Annotated in this window: 17 protein-coding genes; 11 read left to right on the top strand and 6 right to left on the bottom strand. The window is 60.9% G+C overall.

Annotation, left to right across the window (positions count from 1 at the left end):
• The first annotated feature begins 190 nt into the window (after positions 1-190).
• Complete coding sequence (locus R1A29_RS25330) at positions 191-2,842, top strand: hypothetical protein (protein WP_438299887.1); 2,652 nt, start codon at positions 191-193, stop codon at positions 2,840-2,842.
• On the opposite strand, the gene R1A29_RS25335 is transcribed toward R1A29_RS25330, so the two are convergent.
• The 4 genes from R1A29_RS25335 to R1A29_RS25350 all read right to left on the bottom strand — a co-directional run bounded on the left by R1A29_RS25335 (position 2,839) and on the right by R1A29_RS25350 (position 7,341).
• Positions 2,839-3,168 carry a YceK/YidQ family lipoprotein gene (locus R1A29_RS25335; protein ID WP_438299888.1) on the bottom strand — a complete coding sequence of 110 codons (330 nt, stop codon included), beginning with the start codon at positions 3,166-3,168 and terminating at the stop codon, positions 2,839-2,841. The genes R1A29_RS25330 and R1A29_RS25335 overlap by 4 nt on opposite strands.
• Entirely contained in the window at positions 3,161-3,808 is a 648-nt protein-coding gene (gene ubiX / locus R1A29_RS25340; protein WP_085712297.1) for a flavin prenyltransferase UbiX, read from the bottom strand. Before ubiX ends, R1A29_RS25335 begins: the two co-directional genes overlap by 8 nt.
• Positions 3,805-5,154 carry a UDP-N-acetylmuramate:L-alanyl-gamma-D-glutamyl-meso-diaminopimelate ligase gene (gene mpl, locus R1A29_RS25345; protein WP_007958628.1) on the bottom strand — a complete coding sequence of 450 codons (1,350 nt, stop codon included), beginning with the start codon at positions 5,152-5,154 and terminating at the stop codon, positions 3,805-3,807. Before mpl ends, ubiX begins: the two co-directional genes overlap by 4 nt.
• A 267-nt stretch (positions 5,155-5,421) precedes the next feature.
• A complete protein-coding gene (locus R1A29_RS25350) occupies positions 5,422-7,341 on the bottom strand; it encodes a sigma-54-dependent Fis family transcriptional regulator (protein WP_438299889.1) in 1,920 nt (639 codons plus the stop codon).
• Between the two features lie 301 nt (positions 7,342-7,642).
• On the opposite strand from R1A29_RS25350, the gene exaC reads away from it, so the two are divergent.
• The 10 genes from exaC to R1A29_RS25400 all read left to right on the top strand — a co-directional run bounded on the left by exaC (position 7,643) and on the right by R1A29_RS25400 (position 17,812).
• Positions 7,643-9,163 (top strand): acetaldehyde dehydrogenase ExaC, encoded by a 1,521-nt coding sequence (gene exaC / locus R1A29_RS25355; protein ID WP_085712299.1) that lies wholly within the window; start codon positions 7,643-7,645, stop codon positions 9,161-9,163.
• A 201-nt stretch (positions 9,164-9,364) separates the two neighbouring features.
• On the top strand, positions 9,365-10,735 hold the full coding sequence (eat, locus tag R1A29_RS25360; protein ID WP_438299890.1) for an ethanolamine permease: 1,371 nt from the start codon (positions 9,365-9,367) through the stop codon (positions 10,733-10,735).
• Positions 10,736-10,806: 71 nt separating this feature from the next.
• Positions 10,807-12,201: an ethanolamine ammonia-lyase subunit EutB gene (locus R1A29_RS25365; protein ID WP_438299891.1), complete on the top strand. Its 1,395-nt coding sequence runs from the start codon at positions 10,807-10,809 to the stop codon at positions 12,199-12,201.
• A complete protein-coding gene (eutC, locus tag R1A29_RS25370; protein WP_371320987.1) occupies positions 12,198-13,031 on the top strand; it encodes an ethanolamine ammonia-lyase subunit EutC in 834 nt (277 codons plus the stop codon). Before R1A29_RS25365 ends, eutC begins: the two co-directional genes overlap by 4 nt.
• Before the next feature lie 115 nt (positions 13,032-13,146).
• A complete protein-coding gene (locus R1A29_RS25375; protein ID WP_085712303.1) occupies positions 13,147-13,608 on the top strand; it encodes a GNAT family N-acetyltransferase in 462 nt (153 codons plus the stop codon).
• A gap of 237 nt (positions 13,609-13,845) precedes the next feature.
• The gene (locus R1A29_RS25380; RefSeq protein ID WP_085712304.1) at positions 13,846-14,502 is read left to right on the top strand and encodes a DedA family protein; all 657 of its coding nucleotides are present in this window, start codon (positions 13,846-13,848) and stop codon (positions 14,500-14,502) included.
• Between the two features lie 4 nt (positions 14,503-14,506).
• The gene (locus tag R1A29_RS25385) at positions 14,507-15,319 is read left to right on the top strand and encodes a zinc-dependent peptidase (protein WP_438299892.1); all 813 of its coding nucleotides are present in this window, start codon (positions 14,507-14,509) and stop codon (positions 15,317-15,319) included.
• 112 nt (positions 15,320-15,431) lie between these two features.
• Positions 15,432-15,959, top strand: a complete 528-nt coding sequence (ppa, locus tag R1A29_RS25390) for an inorganic diphosphatase (protein WP_007933577.1) — start codon at positions 15,432-15,434, stop codon at positions 15,957-15,959.
• A gap of 221 nt (positions 15,960-16,180) precedes the next feature.
• Positions 16,181-16,918: a S24 family peptidase gene (locus R1A29_RS25395; RefSeq protein WP_438299893.1), complete on the top strand. Its 738-nt coding sequence runs from the start codon at positions 16,181-16,183 to the stop codon at positions 16,916-16,918.
• A gap of 357 nt (positions 16,919-17,275) precedes the next feature.
• Positions 17,276-17,812 (top strand): hypothetical protein, encoded by a 537-nt coding sequence (locus R1A29_RS25400; protein ID WP_438299894.1) that lies wholly within the window; start codon positions 17,276-17,278, stop codon positions 17,810-17,812.
• Position 17,813: 1 nt separating this feature from the next.
• Here the strand turns inward: R1A29_RS25400 and R1A29_RS25405 are convergent, their stop codons facing one another.
• Together R1A29_RS25405 and R1A29_RS25410 are read right to left on the bottom strand one after the other, a co-directional pair.
• Positions 17,814-18,626 (bottom strand): YfaP family protein, encoded by an 813-nt coding sequence (locus R1A29_RS25405; RefSeq protein WP_438299895.1) that lies wholly within the window; start codon positions 18,624-18,626, stop codon positions 17,814-17,816.
• A 3-nt stretch (positions 18,627-18,629) separates the two neighbouring features.
• Positions 18,630-20,249, bottom strand: a complete 1,620-nt coding sequence (locus tag R1A29_RS25410) for a DUF2300 domain-containing protein (RefSeq protein ID WP_438299896.1) — start codon at positions 20,247-20,249, stop codon at positions 18,630-18,632.
• Position 20,250 lies beyond the last annotated feature (1 nt).

Raw genomic sequence — 20,250 nt, forward strand, 5'->3', positions numbered from 1 at the left:
ACTCCGAGGACCTTGTGTTGAACTGCCCGATACCTGAAACGAGCCAGATCGATTCAACAACTGCACCCTAACTATCTACCACACCTCCCTCCCCCTTCATGGATAACGTGCCCTCCAGCACGCCTGCATCTGCCATTTCGTCATCGGATGGCAATTCCCGACGGCAGGCAATCAATGAAAGGACGCCTTGATGGCACCCAAAAACCCCACACCGAAAAATACCGGCACATCCGGCAATCCACCCGATGCATCAATACCCCTGCCGACTCCACGACTTGAGCTTCCGGGGCTGAGTCGGCCCGCAGGGCCGGTCGCCCGCCTGCCCGAGCCACACCACCCGGCGCAACTGCCTTCAGGCGAAACGTTGCCCCGGATACAGATCCAGGATCTGATTCCCGCAATCCTGGAGAGAGCGTCATCCGGCAACCCGCACCCGACCGAAAACATTCGTCACTACGAGCTGCCGGCCCAGGCGCGAACACTTTTGCCTGCCGTCAATGCCGAAGGTTTGCGTGTACATCGGGGGCGCATTTATGCCGAGGTGCAATACGCCACGACCACCACCGTCATGGTGGACTGGGACGAAGGCGCCGGAACCTATCGGGCCAAGCTGCCACAGGAAATGCACCCGTCCGGCCCGGCCCTGCATTTCGATCCTCAAAGCAATACCTGGCGAATCGGTGAGCCCGCCGACAGCGGAGTTCTGATCGAGTCTGCTGTACATCGACCAGCAGTCATTCCGCAGAACTCTCCGCCACAGGCACTTGCGTCCCTCGCACAATCAGACACGACCGCGGTTTACATCGACACCCGGCACTACGTCTGGGACAGCACCACCACTCACCATCATGGCTATGTGGTCATGCACCGGAAAATGCGCCTGGACGACACCGTCGGGCCCCTGTCGATTCATGCGTTCAGGGACGACAACGGATCGTTTGTCAGTGTCGAGCCCCCCACGCATCCCATCGATCAACCCGCCGAGCTGTTGCCTGCCTGGACTGACCGCGACATCTGGAACCTCTACGGCCTGCAGGGTGCCGATATCACCCGTTTTCGCGCCGAAGCCCACCGCACCGGGAGAAAACCGCAGTGGGCCAGGGTTCGCACCGAACGAATGGAGAACACTTACCTGTTTGACGAGCTGCGCCGCTGGCTGGGTCCGGACATGGACCGCGACATGTTCAACCGCGTCCTGGATCATCAGAAACGCTCACCCGCCCAGTGGGTGAGCCACCTTGAATCGGTCACCCTGCACCGCAGTACACCGGACCCGCAATCCCCATTGTCACGCGTGCCGACACCTGACGCGCCAGATCCGCACACGCCATCCCCGCACCAGCCAACACCCGACACACCAGACTCGCACACGCCTTCCCAACACCTGCCGACGCCCGGCATAGCCGAGACAACGGATACCAGTCCGGCGTACGGTCATCAGAGTCACTACACCTGGAATATCGATAATCAGGATTCTCATGGCTACGTAGAAATGCAGCGCAAGCCTGGCCTGGATGACCGTCATGGCCCCCTCACCCAAGTGGCGTTTCCAGAAGGCACCGGACTGACTGTTGTCAGGCCGATCAAGTACTCGGCCAATCACTGGGCATTTCCAATTTATTGGCGTGACATCGATATCTGGAACCTGTACAGAATCGATGGGGAGGATATTTCGCGTTTTCGTCTGGATGTTGCGTTCTACGGGAAACCTCCCGAGTGGGCCAGCCAACGGGAATTTCCTTCACGGCGTGAACAATTGATGGAATACCTGCGCTTGTGGACCAATCTTGATTCCCGGCTCAAATCAAGGGAAGAGGTCATTGCACGCTTCCAGCCCTACAACCTGTCCATTTCGCAACTTGAGCGACTGGTCAGTGAGTTATCGCCAACCGGCCAGTTCAACAGCCGGATCAATGATGAACTACCTGCGTGGGCCCAGGCCCATCAGGCCAGTACGCTGGTCGTAACCGATCCAAAAGTTTTCGAGCCGTACCTGACGGAAATCCACGCCGAAATTATCCGATTAAGGAATCAGGGAGGCGGCACCAGCCTCCTGAAAGAAAGTCTCACCCCGCCTTTTTTTCATGATTTGCTGCTGCGTTGCGGCTTTAAAATCAACCGGCATGGCTACTTGTACAGGCTCGATATTCCTGCCGTGTTCAAGGTAGATAACCGGACGCCATTCGACATTGCCCGATCCGCAACCCTGACGCCATCGACATCATCGGTCGGCAGGTCCACAAGCGAAACGGCTGTCAGCACGATGTTCAGCCTCAAAACTGCCTTGAAGCTCGCGAATGAGTTCTTTGACGCAACAGGCTCTCACGATACCCGGACGAAGACCGGCAGTGAAACCCATCACACACAAAGCGTCGCCTCGCAGACTCAATCCCGTCGAATGATGTTTGTGTATTTGCTTGACACTCGTAATGTCGAGGTCGTCCCGGGGCAAGACAATCGCGCCTACAATTCAGCGCGTCTCTCGCAGAGCCCGGCAGACGAGCAGTCACGGTTCCCGAGCATGAAAATGGAGGGGCATGTTTCGTCTCCTCCGACCGGACTCGCGGCAAGGCGCGTTTGGCTGGTCAAGTCGGACATGACCCGTGCGGCCACCGTGGAAGATGTCTATCTTCAGTCACTCGCGCAGGCGACCGGTTCGAGTCAGAACCCGGCAGACACCATCGAAGCCCGCACACTGTCAGAAAACTTGAACCGGGACGACTACGACGCACTGATCGAAGGCGTGGCGAAAGCCCGTAAACGAGTCATCGACTTGCCGGCAGGACAGGATGTTTTCTCCACAGACATTATTTTCCCGCCCGAGCTGATCAGCCTGTTTTAAGCGGTATCACCGGCTCGACCTTGCCTGATCGAGCCGGTGTTTTCACAACCCCCGGTCGCCTGAAACCCGACGCCCAGCACCGTCAGTACGGACAGCGGCAACAACAGGGTATCGAGCAATGCACTGGCCGGCAGATCCACGCCGGGATAGCTCGGCGCCTCGGCGCCGAACCGGTCCATCGCACAACAGCCACCGTTCATGGCATACAGATCCAGACGTGTACCGGAATACACCACCGGCGCGCCGGGTTTGGCGGCATCCAGCGTGCGCGCGGTGGCGCAGCCGGTCAGTTGCAACATCAGCAGGATCGTCAGCAGCTTATTCATCGCTGCTCAGATGGTGCTCACCCCAGCGTGGCAGCATGTCCTGGGGAATGCCCAGCAGATTGAGAATCCGCGCCACCACGAAATCGATCAGGTCATCGATGGTCTGCGGCTGGTGATAGAAACCCGGCGAAGCAGGCAGGATGGTCACGCCCATGTTCGACAGCTTGAGCATGTGCTCCAGGTGAATGCTCGAATACGGCGCTTCGCGCGGCACCAGAATCAACTGGCGACGTTCCTTCAACGTTACATCTGCCGCACGCTCGATCAGGTTGTTGCAGGCGCCGGTGGCGATGGCCGACAAGGTGCCGGTCGAACATGGCACCACCACCATCGCCGCCGGAGCGCCGGAGCCCGAGGCCACCGGCGACATCCAGTCTTCCTTGCCGTACACGCGGATCTGCCCGGCCGCCGCGCCGGTGTATTCGGTGAGGAACGCCTGCATCAACTGTGGCTTGGCCGGCAGCGACACATCGGTCTCGGTGGCCATCACCAGTTGCGCGGCCTTGGAGATCAGGAAATGCACCTCGCGATCCTCGCGCACCAGGCAATCCAGCAGGCGCAAGCCGTACTGGGCGCCGGACGCGCCGGTCATCGCCAGGGTGATGCGTTCCGGGCCGCCGTCCTGAAAACGAGTGTTCATTTCAGCGCCTCGGCGAGTTTGCCGTGCAGGCCGCCGAAGCCGCCGTTGCTCATGATTACCACGTGGGTGCCGGGCTGGGCCTGGCTCTTCACGCGCTCGATGATGCCTTCCAGCGAATCGCTGACGATCGACGGCACGGTGCACAACGCGGCGGTGCCGGCCAGATCCCAGCCGAGGTTGGCCGGGGCGTACCAGATCACCTGATCGGCATCGACCACGCTGTCCGGCAGACCGTCACGGTGGGCGCCGAGCTTCATCGAGTTGGAGCGCGGCTCGATGATCGCGATCAGCGGCGCATCGCCGATGCGTTTGCGCAGACCGTCGAGGGTGGTGGCAATCGCGGTCGGGTGGTGGGCGAAGTCGTCATAGATGGTGATGCCGCGAACTTCCGCGACTTTTTCCATCCGGCGTTTGACGCTCTTGAACGCGCTCAACCCGGCAATGCCCATGGACGGCACGACACCGACGTGACGTGCGGCAGCCAATGTGGCCAAGGCGTTGGCGACGTTGTGCTGGCCGGTCAATTCCCACTCGACTACGCCTTGGGAGACGCCTTCGAACATCACTTCGAACGCCGAGCCGTCATCTTTCAGCAACTTGACCTGCCACTGACCGCCGGCACCGGTGGTTTGCACCGGGGTCCAGCAGCCCATCTCGATCACGCGCTGCAAGGCCGGTTCGGTGGTCGGATGGATCACCAGGCCTTCGCTCGGAATGGTCCGCACCAAGTGATGGAACTGCCGCTCGATGGCCGGCAGATCAGGGAAGATGTCGGCATGATCGAACTCAAGGTTGTTGAGAATCGCAGTACGCGGACGGTAGTGGACGAACTTCGAACGCTTGTCGAAGAACGCACTGTCGTACTCGTCGGCCTCGATCACGAAGAACGGCGTGCCGCCCAGGCGCGCCGACACCGAGAAGTTCTGCGGCACACCGCCGATCAGGAAACCCGGGCTCATGCCGGCATGTTCCAGCACCCAGGCGAGCATGCTGCTGGTGGTGGTCTTGCCGTGCGTACCGGCAACCGCCAGCACCCAGCGACCTTGCAGCACATGGTCGGCCAGCCACTGCGGGCCGGAGACGTACGGCAGGCCTTTATTCAGCACATATTCCACTGCCGGATTGCCGCGGGACATGGCGTTGCCGATCACCACCAGATCCGGTGCCGGATCAAGCTGCGCCGGGTCGTAACCCTGGGTCAACTGAATGCCCTGGGCTTCGAGCTGGGTGCTCATCGGCGGATAGACGTTGGCATCGGAGCCGGTCACGTGATGGCCCAGCTCTTTGGCCAGAACCGCCATCGAGCCCATGAAAGTCCCGCAGATACCCAGAATATGAATGTGCATAGTCGACCTCGTAAAACATGGCCGCAGGGTAGCCCAGGCAGGGGAAAACCGCATCCTTTAGCTGACGGAGCCGGGTGTGTGGATCACGACATCTCGGCCCCGGCTGGAGACCGTTGCCCTCACCCCAGCCCTCTCCCGGAGGGAGAGGGAGCCGATTTGTGTCGCTTTCAGAATCTGAGTTCGACCGGATATCTCATGTCGACGTGACTTGAGAGAACACACCGGTCAGTCCCCTCTCCCCTGGGAGAGGGTTAGGGTGAGGGGCTTTTAACTGACACGCCGCTCGATCCCGTGTTTGCGCAGCTTTCTATAAAGGGTGTTGCGACTGACGCCAAGCTGCTCGGCCGTATGGGTCATGTGCCAGCGCGTGTGTTCCAGCGCATTGAGCAACGCCAGCCGTTCGGCATCCTCCAGCGGCTGTGCGGACGACGCTTCATCAGCTTTGACCAGCAGCGGCTGCACCTGCCGGAACATCGCAGGCAAATCATCCAACCCGATCCGCCCCTCATCGCACAACGCCGCCAGCGTGCGCAGCACATTGCGCATCTGTCGCACATTGCCTGGCCAGTTGAACCCCAGCAACGCCCGGCGCGCCGGGTCTTCGATCAGGATCGCTTCCCCGCCCGCCTCTTCGGCCAGCAGGAAATCCAGCAATTGGGATTTGTCACTGCGTTCGCGCAATGGCGGCAGCGCCACTTCCAGCCCGTTGAGCCGGTAGTACAGATCCTCACGGAAACTGCCGTCCGCCACTCGCTCCAGCAGATTGCGGTGCGTGGCACTGATGATCCGCACGTTGACCGCTTCCGGCTCGCCACCGATCGGCACCACTTGCCGGTCTTCCAGCACTCGCAGCAGACGGGTCTGCAAAGCCAGCGGCATGTCGCCGATTTCATCGAGGAACAACGTGCCGCCGTCGGCCTGCTGCAACTTGCCGCGCATGCCGTCCTTGCGCGCACCGGTGAAGCTGCCGCCGCGATAACCGAACAGCTCGCTCTCGATCAGGCTTTCGGGAATTGCCGCGCAGTTGAGCGCGACGAAGGCCTTGCCGGCGCGTTGGCTGGCGTTGTGCACAGCCTTGGCGAATGCCTCTTTGCCGGAGCCGGTTTCACCATTGATCAGCAGCGGCACATCGCGCTCGAAGACCCGCAGGGCCTTGCGGAAGTCCGCTTGCAGCCCGGCATCGTCCAGGCAAATACCGGCCAGGCGCGGCGCCTCGGGAATTGCCGGTTTCGGCAGGACGGGAGACGGCTTGCGCGCCTCTCCGCGCAATACCGCAAACAGATGGCGTCCGTCACGGGTACGCAATGGCCAGCTTGCGCTGGCATGGGCACTGGCGCGCCCGAGTAACTCATCCAGCGAACAATCGAAAAACGCTTCCACCGGTTTGCCGAGCAAGCCGCCACGAATGTGCCCGAGCAGGTTCAAGGCACTCTGATTGACCGCACTGATCCGCCCTTCCCCGTCAAACGCCAGCAACCCTTCGCTGAATAGCCCGACGGATTCGGCCTGGAGATGAAAACGCAGCAGCCATTGATTATCGAAGCAGCGCAGGAAATAGCAGCTCTCGATCATCTTCGCCGACAGATTGACCAGCGCCATGGTGTGGAACTGGCTCTGGCGCGAAACGTCCGGCCGCGCCGAGGACACATCGAGCACCGCCAGCAGTTCGCCGTGGGGGTCGAACACCGGGCTCGCCGAGCAGGTCAGGCCAGTGTGGCGACCACGGAAATGTTCGTCCTGATGGATGGTTAAAGCCTGACGTTCCACCAGGCAGGTGCCGATGCCGTTGGTGCCTTCGCAGGCTTCGCTCCAGTCGGAGCCCAGCCACAGGCCGGCACGTTCGAAGATCTTGCGTTCGGTGGGGGCGGTGACGCAATTGAGGATCACCCCGCGCGCGTCGGTCAGCAGCACCGCGTGGCCGGCGCCGGAAAGTTGTTGATGCAGACTGCTCATTTCATTGCCGGCGATCTGCAACACTTGCTGCAGCCGTTCGCGGCTTTCGAGGACACGACCGTGTTCGAGCACGGTCGGCGCCATGGTCAGGGCCGGGTCGAGGTGATAGTCCTCAAGACAACGCAGCCACGAGCGGGCGATCGACGGGTCGGCACCGGGGCCATGCAGGTGCGGTTTGCCCTGGGTGACGGTGAGAACCTGTTGGGCATGGCGACTCAAATGGTTGTCGTGCATTTCTTATTATTCTCCCCGAGGCTCATCGGCCCATGCGTGAAGTGGTGCCCAGCATCCTCCAGCCAACCGGTCTTTGCAATGCTGGCAAGACCGCCCGGTCACGGGCTGTGCCAGAAACGGTACAAACTGTCACCCGAGCTGTACCGATACCGTCACAGACGCTTGCCACTTGTCCGACAGAAATCACGCAAGGCCTTGATTTGCCTGACCTGCACGGCGGTGGCCCGACCTTTGCTCTACGCTTATAGCAAGCGCACATGCGCGTTTCTCTAATAAGTACAAAGCCAAGGAGAACATCATCATGCGTTACGCTCACCCCGGTACTGAAGGCGCCAAGGTCTCGTTCAAGAGCAAGTACGGTAACTACATCGGCGGCGAGTTCGTCGCGCCTGTCAAAGGTCAGTACTTCACCAACACCTCGCCAGTGAATGGCCAGCCGATTGCCGAATTCCCGCGTTCCACTGCCGAAGACATCGAAAAGGCGCTGGACGCCGCTCACGCTGCTGCCGACGCCTGGGGCTCGACCTCCGCCCAGGCCCGCTCGCTGATCCTGCTGAAAATCGCCGATCGCATCGAACAGAACCTCGAAACCCTGGCGATCACCGAAACCTGGGACAACGGCAAAGCCATCCGCGAAACCCTCAACGCCGACATCCCGCTGGCCGCCGACCACTTTCGCTATTTCGCCGGGTGCCTGCGCGCCCAGGAAGGCAGCGCTGCCGAAATCGACGGCAACACCGTCGCTTATCACATCCATGAACCGCTGGGCGTGGTCGGCCAGATCATCCCGTGGAACTTCCCGATCCTGATGGCCGCGTGGAAACTCGCCCCGGCCCTGGCCGCCGGCAACTGCGTGGTGCTCAAGCCTGCCGAACAAACCCCGCTGGGCATCAGCGTGCTGCTGGAACTGATCGGCGACCTGCTGCCACCGGGCGTACTCAACGTGGTGCAAGGGTTCGGCAAAGAAGCCGGCGAAGCCCTGGCCACCAGCAAGCGCATCGCCAAGATCGCCTTTACCGGCTCGACCCCGGTCGGCTCGCACATCATGAAATGCGCCGCGGAGAACATCATCCCGTCCACCGTTGAGCTGGGCGGCAAGTCGCCGAACATTTTCTTCGAAGACATCATGCAGGCCGAGCCAAGCTTCATTGAAAAGGCTGCCGAAGGTCTGGTGCTGGCGTTCTTCAACCAGGGCGAAGTTTGCACCTGCCCTTCCCGCGCGCTGGTTCAGGAGTCGATCTACGACGAATTCATGCAGGCGGTGATGAAGAAAGTCAGCCAGATCAAACGCGGCGACCCGCTGGATACCGACACCATGGTCGGCGCCCAGGCGTCCGAGCAGCAATTCGACAAGATCCTTTCGTACCTGGAAATCGCCAAGGGCGAAGGTGCCGAGCTGCTGACCGGCGGCAAGGTGGAAAAACTCGAAGGCAACCTGGCTTCCGGATATTACATCCAGCCGACCCTGCTCAAGGGCACCAACAAGATGCGCGTGTTCCAGGAAGAAATCTTCGGCCCGGTAGTGAGCATCACCACCTTCAAGGACGAAGCCGAAGCCCTGGCGATTGCCAACGACACCGAGTTCGGCCTCGGCGCCGGCCTCTGGACCCGCGACATCAACCGCGCCTATCGCATGGGCCGCGCCATCAAGGCCGGTCGTGTGTGGACCAACTGCTACCACCTGTACCCGGCGCACGCCGCGTTCGGCGGGTACAAGAAGTCCGGCGTCGGCCGTGAAACCCACAAGATGATGCTCGATCACTACCAGCAGACCAAAAACCTGCTGGTGAGCTACGACATCAATCCGCTGGGCTTCTTCTAAAAAACCGGGCGGCACCGAACTATCGGTGTCGCCCCCTTCATCCCGATGACAAACCCTGGCCTGGCCGCTCTGGCACGGGCCTTGCGTACCTGTCATTCAGGATTTGTGTGAACACCGCCGCTGCGTGAACAGCACCCATTCACTCAACCGCTGCACCCGAAAGTCCAACAGATCGAACAATAAAAAAGACAGAGAGGACTTATGACTTCCACCACACAGCTCAAACCCACACTCGGCACCCTGCACCTATGGGGCATTGCCGTCGGCCTGGTGATTTCCGGCGAATACTTCGGCTGGAGTTACGGCTGGGGCACCGCAGGAACCCTGGGTTTTCTGGTCACGGCCCTGATGGTCGCGACCATGTACACCTGCTTCATCTTCAGTTTCACCGAACTGACCACCGCGATTCCTCACGCGGGCGGGCCGTTTGCCTACAGTCGTCGGGCGTTCGGCGAAAAAGGCGGATTGATCGCCGGGATCGCCACGCTGATCGAGTTCGTCTTCGCCCCGCCAGCCATCGCCATGGCCATCGGCGCCTATCTCAATGTGCAATATCCGGAGCTTGATCCGAAAGTCGCGGCGGTCGGGGCGTATTTCGTGTTCATGACCCTGAACATCCTCGGCGTCAGCATCGCCGCGACCTTTGAACTGGTGGTCACCGTGCTGGCGGTTGCCGAACTGCTGGTGTTCATGGGCGTGGTTGCGCCGGGCTTCAGTTTCAGCAACTTCGTGCTCAATGGCTGGTCGGGGTCCAGTGAATTCGGCCTCGGTTCGATTCCCGGGATCTTCGCCGCCATTCCTTTCGCGATCTGGTTTTTCCTCGCCATCGAGGGCGCGGCCATGGCGGCCGAGGAAGCCAAGGACCCGAAGCGCACGATTCCCAAGGCCTATGTCAGCGGCATCCTGACCCTGGTGTTCCTGGCCATCGGCGTGATGGTGATGGCCGGCGGCGTCGGCGACTGGCGCCAACTGGCGAACATCAACGACCCGCTGCCCCAGGCGATGAAAGCGGTGGTCGGCAACAACTCGACGTGGATGCACATGCTGGTGTGGATCGGCCTGTTCGGGCTGGTGGCGAGTTTCCACGGGATCATCCTCGGTTACTCGCGGCAGTTCTTTGCCCTGGCCCGGGCCGGTTATCTGCCGAAAAGCCTGGCCAAACTCTCACGCTTCCAGACCCCGCACCGGGCGATCCTGGCCGGCGGTGTGATCGGCATTGCGGCGATCTACAGCGACGGCCTGGTCAATCTGCAAGGCATGAGCCTCACCGCTGCGATGATCACCATGTCGGTGTTCGGCGCCATCGTGATGTACATCATCAGCATGCTCAGCCTGTTCAAACTGCGTAAAACCGAGCCGAACCTTGAGCGCACCTTCCGCGCACCGGGCTATCCGATCGTGCCGGGGATCGCGCTGTTTCTGGCGCTGGTGTGCCTGGTGGCAATGGCCTGGTTCAACACCCTGATCGGTGGCGTGTTCCTCGGGTTCATGGCTGCCGGTTACCTGTATTTCCAGCTGACCGCCAAGCAACGCTCCGAAGCACCGGCAGACGCTATGCTCGAAGGTATCTAGAAGTTGCACCGGCACCGGGCCTCAGGCTCGGTGCCTGCACTAAAAGCATTCATTCAGGAGGACCGCGCCCCATGGCCGCATTTGCCCATACCGTCGGCGCCCAGACCTACCGCTTCGACAGTCTCAAGGACGTGATGGCCAAGGCCAGCCCGGCGCGCTCCGGGGACTTTCTGGCCGGCGTCGCCGCGCTCAACGATGGCGAGCGGGTGGCCGCGCAAATGGCGCTGGCCGACATCCCGCTGACGCATTTCCTGCAGGAAGCGCTGATTCCCTACGAGTCCGATGAAGTCACCCGACTGATCATCGACAGCCATGACAAACAGGCCTTTGCGGTTGTCAGCCATCTCACGGTGGGCAGTTTTCGCGACTGGCTTCTGAGCGAAGCGGCCGACGAGTCCAGTCTGCGAGCCCTCGCGCCCGGCCTGACACCGGAAATGGTCGCCGCCGTGTCGAAGATCATGCGCGTTCAGGATCTGGTGCTGGTGGCGCAGAAGATCCGCGTCGTGACGAAATTTCGCGGCACCCTCGGCCTGCGCGGGCGGTTATCCACAAGGCTGCAACCCAATCACCCAACCGACGAGCCGTCTGGCATCGCCGCGAGCATTCTCGACGGTCTGCTGTACGGCAACGGCGACGCCATGATCGGCATCAACCCGGCCACCGACAGTATCGCCTCGATCTGCGCGATGCTGGAAATGCTCGACGCGATCATCCAGCGCTACGACATTCCGACCCAGGCCTGCGTGCTGACCCACGTTACTACCTCTATAGAAGCCATAAACCGGGGAGTGCCGCTGGATCTGGTATTCCAGTCGATTGCCGGCACCGAAGCAGCCAATGCCAGTTTCGGCATCAATCTGAACGTGTTGCAGGAAGGTTATGAAGCGGGCCTGAGCCTCAATCGCGGCACGCTCGGGCAGAACCTGATGTATTTCGAAACCGGCCAGGGCAGTGCACTGTCGGCCAACGCCCACCACGGCGTCGATCAACAGACCTGCGAGACCCGGGCCTACGCCGTGGCGCGGCATTTCAAGCCGTTTCTGGTGAACACCGTCGTAGGCTTTATCGGCCCGGAATACCTCTACAACGGCAAGCAGATCATCCGCGCCGGCCTCGAAGACCACTTCTGCGGCAAGCTGCTCGGCGTGCCGATGGGCTGCGATATCTGCTACACCAACCACGCCGAAGCCGACCAGGACGACATGGACACCCTGCTGACCCTTTTGGGTGTGGCGGGGATCAACTTCATCATGGGCATCCCCGGCTCCGACGACATCATGCTCAACTACCAGACCACTTCGTTCCACGACGCGCTCTATGCACGCCAGACCCTGGGCCTGAAACCGGCGCCGGAGTTCGAGCAGTGGCTGGCGAACATGGGCATCTTCACCCAGGCGGACGGCAAGGTCCGCTTCGGCAACAACCTGCCGCCGGCGTTTCGCCAGGCGTTGGCGCAACTGGGATGAGTCAGATGGAAAAACCGCCCGTCGATCCACAGAACCCCTGGCTTGAGCTGCGTCGCCTGACCCCGGCGCGGATCGCCCTCGGCCGTACCGGCACCAGCCTGCCGACCCGCGCACAACTGGATTTCCAGTACGCCCACGCGCAGGCCCGGGATGCGGTGCATCTACCGTTCGATCACGCCGGGCTCAGTGCCCAACTGGCCGAACGCCAACGCGACAGCCTGCTGCTGCACAGCGCGGCGACGGATCGCAACAGCTACCTGCAACGCCCGGATCTGGGGCGCAAGTTGAGCGATCAATCGGCGCAAGCCCTGCGCGAATACGCGCTGGCACATCCGGGCGGGGTGGATCTGGTCATTGTCGTGGCTGATGGCCTCTCGGCGCTGGCGGTGCATCGCCACACCTTGCCGTTCATCTCCCGACTGGAAGAACAGATGACCGCCGACGAATGGTCAATCGCACCGGTGGTGCTGGTTGAGCAAGGTCGGGTGGCGGTTGGCGATGAAATCGGCCAGTTGCTGGGCGCCAAAATGGTCGTGATGCTGATCGGAGAGCGCCCCGGCCTCAGCTCACCGGACAGCCTGGGTTTATATTTCACCTACAATCCAAAGGTCGGCCTCACCGATGCCTACCGCAATTGCATCTCCAATGTGCGGCTTGAAGGCTTGAGCTACGGCATGGCGGCCCATCGCCTGCTGTATCTGATGCGCGAAGCCTGTCGGCGGCAGCTGTCGGGGGTCAATCTGAAGGACGAGGCGCAGGTTCAGACGCTGGAATCGGAAGCCGGTGCAGACATGAAGAGTAATTTCCTACTCGATCCGCCCCCGGCCTGAACCGTTTCCGCATTGCCTTACTGCGCCGGTTTCAGGCAGGATCGACGCACGGCCGCCCGGGTTTCCCATCGCCGTCAGAGCAGTTGAAGACAGCCACTTGAAGACGAGACCTATCATGCGGATTATTCAAGCGACCCTCGAACACCTGGACCTGCTGGCCCCGCTGTTCGTCAAATATCGTGAGTTCTACGGCGCACTGCCTTATCCGGACTCGTCCCGGGCCTTCCTCGAAAAGCGTCTGCGGCGCAAGGAATCGGTCATTTATCTGGCCCTGGCCGATGATGACGACAAGAAGCTCATGGGCTTCTGCCAGCTCTATCCGAGCTTTTCCTCGCTGTCGCTCAAGCGCGTATGGATCCTCAACGACATCTATGTCGCCGAAGATGCCCGCCGTCAGCTGGTCGCCGACAACCTGATCCGCACCGCCAAGCGCATGGCCAAGGAAACCCAGGCCGTGCGGATGCGCGTGTCCACCAGCAGCGACAACGAAGTGGCGCAGAAAACCTACGAATCCATCGGATTCAAGGAAGACACCGAGTTCAAGAACTACATTTTGCCGATCAGCGACGAACTCTGATTTTTTCTAACAGTGCGGATGCAGGCCCTTGTGGCGAAGGTACGAACTCCCTCGCCACAAAGGCCTGCACCTCGCTCCCCCTCGAAATGCCCCGCTACAAAACCAACGCGCTTTTCACCTATCAGATCGTATAATCCTGTGCTTTCCGGCTTGTAAGAAAAACTACACCCGCTTGTAGGCTTACACCGAATCATCCGCACAGGCCTGCCGAGTCGGGCCATCACCACAGGTGCCCACATGGATTTCAACCCGATCGACATCATTCTGCATCTCGACGTCTACCTCGACATGCTGGTGAACAACTATGGGACCTGGATCTACGCCATCCTGTTTCTGGTTATCTTTTGCGAAACCGGCCTGGTGGTCACACCGTTCCTGCCGGGCGATTCGTTGCTGTTCATCGCCGGCGCAGTGGCCGCAGGCGGCGGCATGGACCCGGTGCTGCTGGCCGGCCTGTTGATGCTGGCGGCGATCCTCGGCGACAGCACCAATTACGTGATCGGACGAACGGCCGGCGAGAAGCTGTTCAGCAATCCGAACTCGAAGATTTTCCGCAGGGATTATCTGCAACAGACCCATGACTTCTACGACAAGCACGGCGGCAAAACCGTGACCCTGGCGCGCTTCCTGCCGATCATCCGTACGTTTGCGCCGTTCGTCGCCGGTGTCGCCAAAATGCCTTACCCGCGCTTCTTCGGCTTCAGCGTATTCGGCACCATCCTGTGGGTCGGCGGCCTGGTGACCCTGGGCTACTTCTTCGGCAACGTACCGTTCATCAAGAAAAACCTGTCGCTGCTGGTGGTGGGCATCATCCTGCTGTCGCTGGTGCCGATGATCATCGGCATGCTACGCAGCCGCCTCGGTGGCGCCGGTTCCAAAGCCGAATCGCGCTGAACCGATGTGGTCACTGAGCGCTTGGCGACGCCGGCGCACTCTGGCGAAGCACCCGATTGCCGATGACATGTGGCAGCGGGTGCGTCACCACTTGAGCTTCCTCGACGGCATCAGCACCACGGAAGATCAGTGGCTGCGCGAAGCCAGCGTCCTGTTCCTCGAAGAAAAGCACCTGACCGCCCTGCCCGGCGTCGAACTGCATCAGGAACAACGCCTGCTGCTCGCCGCCCAGGCGCAGTTGCCGCTTTTGCACCTTGGCGATCTGAACTGGTATCAGGGCTTCCACGAAATCATTCTGTACCCCGACGACTTCCTCAGCCCCCAGCGCCACCGCGACGCCAGTGGCGTCGAACATGAGTGGGACGGCGAGCACAGCGGCGAAGCGTGGCAACAAGGGCCGGTCATCCTCGCCTGGCCCGGGGTGATGGCCAGTGGTGGCTGGGAAGGCTACAACCTGGTGATTCACGAGCTGGCGCACAAACTCGACATGCTCAACGGCAACGCCAACGGCCTGCCGCCGCTGCACGCCGACATGCGGGTCAGCGACTGGGCCGAGGTCATGCAAAAGGCCTATGACGACCTCAACCGCCAGCTCGACCGCCATCCGGACGCCGAAACCGCCATCGACCCATATGCCGCCGAGAACCCGGCCGAGTTCTTCGCCGTCACCAGCGAGTACTTTTTCAGCGCCCCGGATCTGCTGCATGAGGCTTATCCACAGGTGTATGCGCAGCTGCAGCTTTTCTACCGACAGGATCCGCTGGCCCGACTGAAGCAACTTCAGGCCACGGACCCGGTCTATCAGGCACACGAGTAAGGCCTGGACGACCTTCGGTGCATGGCATCGCGGGTGGAATATGCCTATAATCGCCGCCACTTTTTGGTCAATCCGGCCAAGTGTTTTGGTCTACTAACGGGGGCAACGCCCAATGAGCTACAGCAAGATTCCGGCTGGCAAAGACCTGCCGAACGACATCTACGTCGCGATCGAGATCCCGGCCAACCACGCGCCGATCAAATACGAAATCGACAAAGACAGCGATTGCCTGTTCGTTGACCGTTTCATGGCCACCCCGATGTTCTACCCGGCCAACTACGGTTACATCCCGAACACCCTGGCTGACGACGGTGATCCCCTGGACGTGCTGGTCGTAACCCCTTACCCGGTTGCTCCAGGTTCGGTGATCCGCGCGCGTCCGGTCGGCATCCTGAACATGACCGACGACGGCGGCGGCGATGCCAAAGTCATCGCAGTCCCACACGACAAGCTGTCCCAGCTGTACGTGGACGTGAAGGAATACACCGACCTGCCAGCCCTGCTGATCCAGCAGATCGAGCACTTCTTCGCGAACTACAAAGATCTCGAAAAAGGCAAATGGGTGAAAATCGAAGGCTGGGACGGCGCTGACGCTGCCCGTGCCGCGATCACCAAGTCGGTTGCTGCCTACAAAGGCTAAGCCTCGCGACCTGCGACACGCTTGAAGAAAACCCCGGTTGATCCGGGGTTTTTTGTGCCTGCCCGCCAGGTGCTTAAACAGCTTGTTTATAGCGACCTACAGAAAAGTTTTGCTGTGTGTAATTTCCCACAAGGACGTCTTACATCCCGTCGCAAAATTTGCCCTGATTTTGAACGCAAGGTTTATTCAAACCGCTCTAGGCCGGCCGTAGACTCGTGTTTATGAGAAAGAACACTAGCGGTCCAAGATTCAAGGCACTCCTGGAAGCTGCGAACATCACCACCACGGGATTCGCAAAGTTCTGGGGCACGGAAGCCCAAAACGTTCATAACTGGTACACCCGGGGCGTACCCGCGTACCGCATGGAAGAAGTCGCGCGCCTGCTGTCCGTCAACAGCCAGTGGCTGAAGACCGGCGAAGGCCCAAAAGAAACACCGCATCTGTACACCGCCGGCGACACGCTGGATGCCCAGGCGATTCAGGGCGTCTATACGGTGCTCGAAACCAACGACATCGAATTGCCGCTCTACAAGGAAGCCCCGACCGCCCCAGGCTCCGACAAGACCCACGTCATCAAGGATCCGGAACAAACCATCCGCCTGCCCCGCAGCCACCTCGAAGCCCTGGAAATCCGCCACACCGACGCCATCTGCACCCACATGATCGGCAACAGCATGGCCGAGAAGATCGAAGACGGCTCCACCCTCGCCATCGACCGCGGCCTCACCCAGGTGGTGGACGGCGAAATCTACGCCATCGAACACGACGGCATGCTGCGCATCAAATACCTGCACCGCATGCCCGGCAACGCCCTGCGCCTGCGCAGCCACAACAGTGCCGAATACCCGGACGAAATCTTCCGCGCCGCGCAGATCGAAGAGCAAAGGATTCATGTGCTGGGGTGGGTGTTCTGGTGGTCGACCCTGGGCAAGCGGCGGCCAGTGGTGCCGTTTCTCTGATGTGCCCGTGGTTTTGGGAGCCATCCTGCTGGCGATGAGGCCCTGAAAGTCGGTACAAAACCCGGACTTTCTCCAGTTTGATCGCTCTAAACCGCACTTCAAGCTGGGAATCAGAAGCAAAACTCAGTATCCTGCGCCCCACATTCGCGCATCGACCCGCCCAGCGGCCCAGATGACGCCTGACGCGGCAGACCACTGTCTGACCAAGTCCCACAGCCGGACGCAAGATCCGGGTGTACGTTTTGAAGGCTGGCGCGGTTTACCAAAAATAAACCAAGCCAGTCCCCGAGAAGCCGGCCACAAGCCGGCTTTTTTAATGCCTGTCGGAAAAGTGGTTTTCGAGAGCCGTTCAGCCAATTGCTGATCAACACACAAATTGTGCAGGCGCTACTTGCACAATTGTTCAGCAAAAAGCTCTTGGTAATTACGAAGCTTAAAGCACTACAAGGACGTTCTAGATTGCTCCCATCTGCCCTGAATTCATGCCTGAAATCCGTCGGAGTGATTTCGACCATATGCCTCAGCCTGACAGCATGCGTGGGAGTAGGTGTTTCCCTCCCTGAAAAAACCACACTCAAAACCGACGCCTACAGAGCACAAAGCTACCGCTCGACTCCCCCACAGATCACCAGAACAGCAAAATCGACACCCGTCCGAGAGTGGTGTGGAATTACTGTCTGGGCGCTGGTAGTTCCGGTGCCATTGAAGCTGCCGGTGTGCACGTCGTACTCCGAGCAATCCTTCGGCAAAGATGAGTTCGGAAACGAAGCCGTTCTGCTCGACACCCAGCAAAAGGTGCCATCTCCGCTATACGCTTGTGGCCCATTCATGGTGCTGGGACCCATCGTTCACGGATATGAAGGCAATGCACTGTGCGGCGTTTTCCCCGATTGACTCACGGATAGCTGAACGACTTAACCAACGTCAACTCCCCCACCGCCCGCATCGGCACCACGAACGTCTCCATCTTCTCGCTCGGCGTCCCTTCTTCGGTAATCACCGTCACCTGCGCGGTAGTCAGCGGCTGCACCGCTTCTTCCCCACCTTCATCATCCCCGCGATAACCACCGCCGAAGTAGTTCACATACACCAGATACTGCCCCTTGATCGGCGCCGGCATGGCGAAGATTTCCGGGCCGTAACCGGTGGTCACGTCGACATCCAAAGCCGCGCCGTTGGGGGCGACGCGGTCGCCGTACCAGATGTGCGCGCCGTCAGGTGTAATCAGGTGCAGGTCGAGGTCGGTGCCGTCGCTGTCCCAGGACAGCAGCACGCGAAGCTTGGCCGGGGTGGCGCCGCCGCTGGCGTTGAGGAACTGGGTGCGGTGGCGTTGCTGGCCGTCGGGGCTGCGGACTTCGACGCTGTTGCTGCCTTTGGGGAAGGAAAACGGGCGGTCGAAGCGGCCGCTGTCGTCGATTTTCAGCGGCATGCTGACGCCGTTGACGATCAGCCGGCCGGGCTCTTTGCTTTTCGGCGTGGCTTTGATTTCGCCACTGATGCGGGCGGTGTTGGCCTGGCCGACCGGGGTGTTCACCGAAGAGGCCGGGTAGTTGACGGTCTGGCGGAAGCTTTCACCGTCGCCCTCAGGCGCGCCGCTGCGCCAGCCGCCGACCGGGGTGTCGAGTTTGACGCTGTCGGCGGCCATCGCCATCGGCCATGCATTGAGGGCGCAGAGCAACAGCAAGACCTGTGGATAACGGAGTGTCATGGTCTATTCCAGCAAAAGGTGACGGGCGAGCCCTTCGATGTAGGTTTCATCCTGGCCGTTGGGGTGTGCTTCAAAGGCCAGGTGCAGGTATTCGTGAGTCAGGTCGAGGCGATCCTGCAACGACAGCACGCCGCGCACGTAGATGCGCTGGCGTTCGCGGTCGACGAAGGGCCGGCCGAAAGCGAGCTTGCAGACGGCGAAGGTGCTGACTTCGTTGTAGCCGGTTTCGCTTTCCAGCTTCGGACGCCAGCCACGCCGCTGCTTCTGTAGCCAGTCCTGCGCGGCGGGCAACGCTTCGCAGGATGCCACCGGGTTGTCCCAACGGCTGAGGCTGGCACGCGGATAGGCGTGCAGCAGGATCGCGTCGTAACGCTGGCCGGCATTGGCTTGTTCGACAGCTTGTTGCCAGGCCAGTTTGTCCGGGCCGGGTTGATCGGAGTGATAGGTGACGGTGCTGCCGGCCAGCACCAGATCCGCCGTCCACGCCGCGATGTTGCGCGATTCGGCGGAAGCAGGACGAGGGGCGACACGCTGGCGTGTGCTGCTGTCATCGATGCTCAGGCATTCGCCGTTGCGCGTGGCGTTTTGCAGCAGATACGTGCGGATCGCCACGGCCAATGCTTTGGCCGCTTCGGCGGGTTCCGGTTTGGCTTCGCGCTCCAACACCCGAGCGACGTATTCTTCGCGATCCAGCCGCGCCACAAGCTTGTCGTTGAGCAGAAACAGTTCGCCGTCGCTGTGGATATCCAGCGCATTGCCGTTGGCGAATTCAACGCGGTAATCGCCCTGCAACGGGCCGGAACCCGCCACCCGATCACCGGCCAGAACCCGGGTAACGGGATAACGCGAAAACAAACCGACCTCGACACATCGCCCAGCCTCCGCCGGCCAGGAAGCAGGCAACACCGTCGCCAACGCCGCACCGTAATGCCGCAGAACCATCTGACTGGTGCCCCGGCCGCCGGCCCAGATCGGCGAGCCGTCCGCCGTCCAGCCAGCGAAACCACCCTGACGTGATTGCGGGTCCTGATCGCCGAGCCAGCTCCAGGTTTTCACCCGCAAGCGCCCGCCGAGTTCACCGACGACATTGCCGTCCGCCGCGTTCAGCACCACGTCGAGCAGCACCCGGCGCAGCTGATCCTGAGCCGGCAACCAAGACAAAACCTTCAGCAAGTCAGCCACGGGAACCCGAGTAGCCGGTTGCACCGACGGCAAATCCAGCAACCACGACGGCGCCTGTCGCGCTTGCCAATAGGTTTTCCAGTCGCCAGCGGTTATGCCCAACCGCGCCGGCTCGAAATACAGCCCGCAGGATTTCACCAGCGCCTGATCACGCTCGACCTTCCCGCCCGCGCTGCAGCAATAGACTTCTTCCTTCGACTGTCCGCGACACTCATACGCCGGCTCTTGCGCGCCGGTATCCACCAGCCACGCGTAGACGAACACCTTCCACAGACTGCCCAGTGGTGTATCCAGCGACGACGGCAACGGCTCGCGAGCGGTCAGTTGCGTGGTGTTCAGCGACAGCAGTTCACCCTTGTAAGCCACGCGCAGCGGTTCATCCTGCGCCGTTGCCAGCGCAGGAATCACACATAACATCAGCCACAGCAGCGGCCGGTTCATG

Source organism: Pseudomonas sp. NMS19W (assembly GCF_051554255.1).
Taxonomy (GTDB): Bacteria; Pseudomonadota; Gammaproteobacteria; order Pseudomonadales; family Pseudomonadaceae; genus Aquipseudomonas; species Aquipseudomonas kribbensis.

What these genes read in the sequence shown, in the direction of transcription:
- R1A29_RS25380 (WP_085712304.1), top strand. Translation starts at nt 13,846, where the DNA reads ATGGATTTCAACCCGATCGACATCATTCTGCATCTCGACGTCTACCTC.
- R1A29_RS25405 (WP_438299895.1), bottom strand. Translation starts at nt 18,626, where the DNA reads ATGACACTCCGTTATCCACAGGTCTTGCTGTTGCTCTGCGCCCTCAAT.
- ubiX (WP_085712297.1), bottom strand. Translation starts at nt 3,808, where the DNA reads ATGAACACTCGTTTTCAGGACGGCGGCCCGGAACGCATCACCCTGGCG.
- R1A29_RS25365 (WP_438299891.1), top strand. Translation starts at nt 10,807, where the DNA reads ATGGCCGCATTTGCCCATACCGTCGGCGCCCAGACCTACCGCTTCGAC.
- R1A29_RS25330 (WP_438299887.1), top strand. Translation starts at nt 191, where the DNA reads ATGGCACCCAAAAACCCCACACCGAAAAATACCGGCACATCCGGCAAT.
- R1A29_RS25350 (WP_438299889.1), bottom strand. Translation starts at nt 7,341, where the DNA reads ATGCACGACAACCATTTGAGTCGCCATGCCCAACAGGTTCTCACCGTC.
- R1A29_RS25410 (WP_438299896.1), bottom strand. Translation starts at nt 20,249, where the DNA reads ATGAACCGGCCGCTGCTGTGGCTGATGTTATGTGTGATTCCTGCGCTG.
- ppa (WP_007933577.1), top strand. Translation starts at nt 15,432, where the DNA reads ATGAGCTACAGCAAGATTCCGGCTGGCAAAGACCTGCCGAACGACATC.
- eat (WP_438299890.1), top strand. Translation starts at nt 9,365, where the DNA reads ATGACTTCCACCACACAGCTCAAACCCACACTCGGCACCCTGCACCTA.
- mpl (WP_007958628.1), bottom strand. Translation starts at nt 5,154, where the DNA reads ATGCACATTCATATTCTGGGTATCTGCGGGACTTTCATGGGCTCGATG.
- R1A29_RS25395 (WP_438299893.1), top strand. Translation starts at nt 16,181, where the DNA reads ATGAGAAAGAACACTAGCGGTCCAAGATTCAAGGCACTCCTGGAAGCT.
- eutC (WP_371320987.1), top strand. Translation starts at nt 12,198, where the DNA reads ATGAGTCAGATGGAAAAACCGCCCGTCGATCCACAGAACCCCTGGCTT.
- R1A29_RS25385 (WP_438299892.1), top strand. Translation starts at nt 14,507, where the DNA reads ATGTGGTCACTGAGCGCTTGGCGACGCCGGCGCACTCTGGCGAAGCAC.
- R1A29_RS25335 (WP_438299888.1), bottom strand. Translation starts at nt 3,168, where the DNA reads ATGAATAAGCTGCTGACGATCCTGCTGATGTTGCAACTGACCGGCTGC.
- R1A29_RS25375 (WP_085712303.1), top strand. Translation starts at nt 13,147, where the DNA reads ATGCGGATTATTCAAGCGACCCTCGAACACCTGGACCTGCTGGCCCCG.
- exaC (WP_085712299.1), top strand. Translation starts at nt 7,643, where the DNA reads ATGCGTTACGCTCACCCCGGTACTGAAGGCGCCAAGGTCTCGTTCAAG.